This is a genomic window from Streptomyces sp. NPDC057543, assembly GCF_042801895.1.
Lineage (GTDB): Bacteria > Actinomycetota > Actinomycetes > Streptomycetales > Streptomycetaceae > Streptomyces.
This window is the reverse complement of the sequence record NZ_JBHVFF010000458.1, coordinates 1-4,324: the sequence shown is the minus strand read 5'-3', so window position 1 is coordinate 4,324 and position 4,324 is coordinate 1. Positions and strand designations below refer to the sequence as shown.

Annotated in this window: 5 protein-coding genes; 4 read left to right on the top strand and 1 reads right to left on the bottom strand. The window is 72.2% G+C overall.

The features are described from left to right. Positions 1 to 30: 30 nt before the first annotated feature. Entirely contained in the window at positions 31 to 729 is a 699-nt protein-coding gene (locus tag ACFU8Q_RS39630; protein ID WP_384464534.1) for a FadR/GntR family transcriptional regulator, read from the bottom strand. Between the two features lie 153 nt (positions 730 to 882). On the opposite strand from ACFU8Q_RS39630, the gene ACFU8Q_RS39625 reads away from it, so the two are divergent. The 4 genes from ACFU8Q_RS39625 to ACFU8Q_RS39610 form a co-directional block, all read left to right on the top strand. Further along, entirely contained in the window at positions 883 to 1,842 is a 960-nt protein-coding gene (locus ACFU8Q_RS39625) for a dihydrodipicolinate synthase family protein (protein ID WP_384464531.1), read from the top strand. Next, positions 1,839 to 2,819 carry an ROK family protein gene (locus tag ACFU8Q_RS39620; protein WP_384464528.1) on the top strand — a complete coding sequence of 327 codons (981 nt, stop codon included), beginning with the start codon at positions 1,839 to 1,841 and terminating at the stop codon, positions 2,817 to 2,819. Before ACFU8Q_RS39625 ends, ACFU8Q_RS39620 begins: the two co-directional genes overlap by 4 nt. Then, the gene (locus tag ACFU8Q_RS39615; protein ID WP_384464525.1) at positions 2,816 to 3,496 is read left to right on the top strand and encodes an N-acetylmannosamine-6-phosphate 2-epimerase; all 681 of its coding nucleotides are present in this window, start codon (positions 2,816 to 2,818) and stop codon (positions 3,494 to 3,496) included. The genes ACFU8Q_RS39620 and ACFU8Q_RS39615 overlap by 4 nt, the downstream gene beginning before the upstream one ends. Before the next feature lie 63 nt (positions 3,497 to 3,559). Then, a partial coding sequence (locus tag ACFU8Q_RS39610; protein ID WP_384464522.1) for an MFS transporter occupies positions 3,560 to 4,324 on the top strand: 765 nt, incomplete at its 3' end.

The window sequence follows — 4,324 nt, the reverse complement described above, 5'->3', positions numbered from 1 at the left end:
CACCCTCCCCTCAGCGCCTCGGCTGCCCGGTCAAGGGACCGGTGACGGTTCGAGACGGGTGCGGATGCCGTCGAAGTGGGTGCGCATGGCGCGTACCGCGCGTTCGCCGTCGGCCGCCGCGACCGCGGCGACGATCTCGCGGTGCTGGGCGCAGGTGGTCACCGGGTCCTGATGACTGTCGTCGAGGTCCTCGCGCACCCGGTCCATGGCCGCCCAGAAGGCGTCCAGCACCTCGCTGAGCAGGTGATTGTCGAGTGAGGCGTAGAGCGCGAGGTGGAAGGCGCGGTCGGTGCCGCGCGCCACCCGGCCGTCGCGGCGCGCCTCCGCCTCCATCGTCGCCACGAGGCCGCGCAGCACGTCGAGATCCTCGTCGGACATGCCGGCCGTGACGGCGCCGACCAGGCCCGTCTCCAGCGCCTCCCGCACCTTCATCAGCTCGAAGAGACCCGGCTCGCCCTGCCGGTGACGGACAGCAGCCCGGAAGGCGAGCCCCTCGGCGAAGGGCGACAGGGAGAGCGAGCCGACGAAGGTGCCGAAGCCGCGGCGGATCTCCACGGCATTGACGGCCTGGAGCGCCTTGAGGGCCTCGCGCACGGACACCCGGCCGACGCCGAAGAGCCCCATCAGTTCCGTCTCGGTGGGCAGCGCGTCGCCGGGGCCGAGTCCGCGTTCCAGGATCAGTTCCTTGAGCCGACGCTCTATGTCCTGAGCCATGGTGGGGCGCGCCACTACGTCCTCCTGGGGTGCGATTGCCCCTTGACCGGTCACAGGGACATCTGTTTAAGGTGAGGCCAGACATAGGACATCTTACGTCTCATGTCTTGCTCCGTGCAGCCGCTTCGGGCCACGGATCGGTGCATCGACCAAGCTGGAGCCCTCACCATGTCTCTGACCGCACCCCTGCACGGCGTCGTCCCGCCGGTCTGCACCCCGCTCGACCCCCAGGGGGAGGTCGACACCGCGTCTCTCGCCCGGCTCGTCGAGCACCTCATCGGCGGTGGTGTGCACGGACTGTTCGCGCTCGGATCCACCAGTGAGGTCGCGTACCTCACCGATGAACAGCGCGCCACGACGCTGGAGACCGTGGTCAACGTGACCGACGGCCGGGTGCCGGTGCTGGCCGGTGTCATCGACACCACCACCGCACGCGTGATCGAGCACGCCAGGTCCGCCGCCGAGCTGGGTGCGGACGCGCTGGTCGCGACCGCGCCGTTCTACACCCGCACCCACGGCAAGGAGATCGCCCAGCACTTCCGGCGGCTGCGCGCGGCGGTCGACCTGCCGCTGTTCGCGTACGACATCCCGGTCGCCGTGCACAGCAAGCTCTCCGCCGCACTGGTCCGCGAACTCGCCGAGGACGGCACCCTCGCCGGGCTCAAGGACAGCAGCGGCGACGAGGGCGGGCTGCGCCGACTGCTCGTCGAACTGGGCGGCCGCGACGGCCGCAAGGAGGGCCCCGCACCACAGTTCAGCGTACTCACGGGTTCCGAACTCACTGTGGACGCGGCCCTGTTGGCCGGGGTCGACGGTGTCGTACCGGGCATCGGCAATGTCGACCCGGCCGGGTATGTCCGGCTGTACGACGCCGCGCGGGACGGGAACTGGGCGCTCGCCACGAAGGAGCAGGAGCGGCTCGTCGAGCTGTTCGGCATGGTCGACGTCGGGCCGGAGGCGGACATGGGCCGCAGCTCCTCGGCGCTCGGCTCGTTCAAGGCGGCGCTCCAGCTGCTCGGCATCATCCAGTGCGGCGACACCGCGTTCCCGCAGATCCAGCTGAGTGCCGAGTCGGTCGCCCTGGTCGCCCAGCGCCTGCGCGCCGCCGGTCTGCCGCCGGTCCGATGAACTCCGCGCCCCTGTACGCCGGGACCGGCGCCGCCGTGATCGGCCTCGATCTCGGCGGTACGAAGATCGCCGCCGCGCTCTTCGGCGCGGACGGCGCGGTCCTGGCCAGGCACACCCGGCCCACCCCGGCCCGGGACGGCGCGCCGGCCGTGCTGGACGCGCTCGCCGAGGCCGCCGTCACCGTCGATCCGGGACGGCTGGCCACGGCGATCGGCGTCGCCGCCGCCGGGGTCGTCGATCCCCGTACCGGCATGGTCACCAGTGCCACCGACGCCATCCGCGACTGGGCGGGCACCGCGCTGGGCGCCGGACTCGCGGACCGTACCGGGTCCCCGGTGGCGTGCGACAACGACGTACGGGCCACGGCCGGACCGGAACTGGCGGCGCTGAACGCCCCGGAGCCCGGTCACGGTTCGACGGGACACGGATCGTTGCTGTTCGCGGCCATCGGTACGGGGGTGGGCGGTGCCGTCGCCGTCGACGGGCGGATGCTGCACGGCGTCGCCGGTGTCGCCGGGCATATCGGCCATCTGCCCAGCCCCGAGGCGGCTGGACTGCCCTGTACCTGCGGCGCCACCGGGCATCTGGAGGTCATCGCCTCCGGACCCGGCATCGCCGCCCATTACGAGCGGCTGACCGGCTCCCCCGTGGACCGGCTCGAAACCGTCGCCGCTCGTGCCGCGCGGGGCGACGCGGCCGCCGTCCGCGCCATCACCACCGGCGCGGCCGCCACCGGCCATGTGCTCGGCGGGCTCGCCAACGCCCTGGGACCGGACCGGGTCGTCGTCGGCGGCGGAGTGCCGCGGATCGGCCCGCTGTACGGGGATGCCCTGGCCGCGGCCTTCACCGCGGAGCTGATGCCGCCGCTGCGCGGGCTCGTACCCGAGCCACCGCTGTTCGGCGCCGACGCGGCCGTACTCGGCGCCGCCGCCCTGACCACCACCCTTCCCCTCCACCACCCGGGAGCCCCTCGATGACCGCACAGGAACTGGCCAACTCCCTCCAGGGCAAGCTGATCGTGTCCTGTCAGGCACCTCCCGGCGACCCCATGCGGGAGACGGGCACCCTCGTCCGGCTCGCGCAGTCGGCCGTCGCCGGTGGCGGCGCCGCGATCCGCGCCAACGAGCCGGAGGTCGTCGCCGCGATCGTCGAGGCCGTGGATCTGCCGGTCATCGGTCTGTGGAAGGACGGTGACGTCGGCGTCTACATCACCCCGACCGTCCGGCACGCCCTGGCCGTCGCCGAGGCCGGCGCCGCCGTCGTCGCGGCCGACGCCACCGACCGGCCGCGTCCCGACGGCTCCACCTTCGCCGAGCTGGTCGCGGCGGTCCACGCGGCGGGCGCCCTGGTCATGGCCGACGTCTCCACGCTCGCCGAGGGCAGCACGGCGGCCGCGCAGGGCGCGGACTTCGTCTCCACCACCCTCTCCGGCTACGTGCCCGGCACGCCGAAGCAGACCGGCCCCGATCTCGACCTGGTCGCCGCGCTCTGCGCCGCGATCGATGTCCCCGTGGTCGCCGAAGGCCGTATCAACACCCCCGAGGACGCCGCCGAAGCCCTGGCCCGCGGCGCCCACAGTGTCGTCGTCGGCACGGCCATCACCGCCCCCACCGCCCTGACCGCCCGCTTCGTCGCAGGCATGATCCGGCCCTGATCCCTCCCGACCACGCGGACCGGCCGCTCAAAGGCGAGTGCCGTCCCGCATCCTGGAGTCACCGTGCACACCACAACACCCCCCACGCTCCCCTGGTACCGCGAGGTGAGCGGTACCCAGTGGAAGTCGTTCCTGGCCGCCTGGATCGGCTATGTCCTCGACGGCTTCGACTTCGTGCTGATCACGCTCGTCCTCACCGAGATCAGTGACGACTTCGGCCTGAGCACGGTGCAGGCCGCCAGCCTGATCTCCGGTGCGTTCATCACCCGCTGGCTCGGCGGGGCGGTGCTCGGCGCCCTCGGCGACCGGTACGGCCGCAAGTTCTCCATGATCCTGAGCATCCTGCTGTACTCGCTCGGCACCTTCGCCTGCGGATTCGCCTGGAACTACCAGAGCCTGTTCGCCGCCCGGCTCGCCATCGGCATGGGTATGGCCGGTGAGTACAGCGCCAGCGCCACGTACGTCATGGAGAGCTGGCCGGCGAGGCTCCGCAGCCGGGCCAGCGGCTTCCTGATCTCCGGTTTCTCAGTCGGCTCGGTGCTCGCCGCGCAGGTCTACAACTGGGTGGTGCCGTCGCTCGGCTGGCGGTGGATGTTCTACATCGGTCTGATCCCGATCGCCATCGCGCTGTGGATGCGGCGCGCGCTGCCGGAGGCCGAGGAGTGGACGGAGGCCGTCGCGGACAAGGGGGCGAAGCCCAACCCGTTCCGGCCGCTGTTCGTGACGCGCGGCAGGGCCGTCGTCAACACGGTCCTGGTCGTCCTCGCCACCGTCTCGCTCTTCCTCGTCTTCACGCCGGGCGGTGCCGGAATGGTTCCGGTCCTCTCG